The 864-nt window shown below is 32.9% G+C and carries 1 protein-coding gene and 1 pseudogene; both read left to right on the top strand.

Going from position 1 to position 864, the window contains the following annotated elements; translation table 11 throughout:
• Nucleotides 1-130 precede the first annotated feature (130 nt).
• A pseudogene (locus AC1DUW_RS30790) lies at nucleotides 131-289 on the top strand (BBE domain-containing protein); the annotation flags it as partial.
• A gap of 145 nt (nucleotides 290-434) precedes the next feature.
• Nucleotides 435-671: a hypothetical protein gene (locus AC1DUW_RS30785; protein ID WP_477644446.1), complete on the top strand. Its 237-nt coding sequence runs from the start codon at nucleotides 435-437 to the stop codon at nucleotides 669-671.
• The last annotated feature ends 193 nt before the right edge of the window (nucleotides 672-864 follow it).

Here is an 864-nt window from a genome sequence, read left to right as displayed (position 1 = left end):
TTGTTGAGATGCGTGAGCAATACGGACTGACGAAAATTGTAGCTGATACTTTCCGTTTGGATTTAGTAAGAACCGCATTAGAAGCAGAGGGATTTGAATTAGAATTTATCCGTAATCCTAAAGCCATTCATTCATTGAAGGGGCCTACGTAAATTCTTCAGATCAGAATATTATAAACTTTGGACCAGCTTATTATGGAACCACCTTTGATAGATTACAAAGAATAAAAGCCAAGTATGATCCCGAAAATCTTTTCCACTTTCCGCAAAGTATACCTCCTAAATTTTAAATCTATCTTTTGTATTTATCATTTTTTATGTATTCAGATATCTAGAATTGTTAGTAGGAAGTAACAACTTCCAAAAACCCGCATTATAGTACGACTAAGATCAACATTAATGTTAAACAAAGCCTTAAAAAAAGGAGGTGAGAAATTGGGATTTCTGGATTTAGTGAAAAGCAGAAATAAAGAACTTGAATTCATGTTGGACTTTGATTTAATCGAAGACACTTCCAAGAAATTTCAAAATGAAACAATTATCCATTCAACCATGTATCAATATGATTGGCCGCACTATCAGCCAATCAGAATTTTATGTATCCCATTCATCCACGCCTGTTCCTTGGGAAAAAACCAAAGTTCCACAATGATCAATCTTTTTTTAAAATAACAATCTTAAATCTGCTGGAGAAGAATCCATTTTGATCAATCTTGATATGCTCCCCATTAGGTAGACAGATAAAAAATAAAAATCTGTTGATCTAAGGGGAGTATTTTCTATGGCTCGAATGAAATATTCTAAAGCTGAAAAATTGGCTATTTTAAATCTTTATAAAGATGGTCACCATTCAATAGCTGACATT

This window comes from Peribacillus sp. P4_C12, from assembly GCF_056402095.1.
The sequence above is the reverse complement of the archived record's forward strand: the minus strand, read 5'-3'. Positions and strand labels throughout refer to the sequence as shown.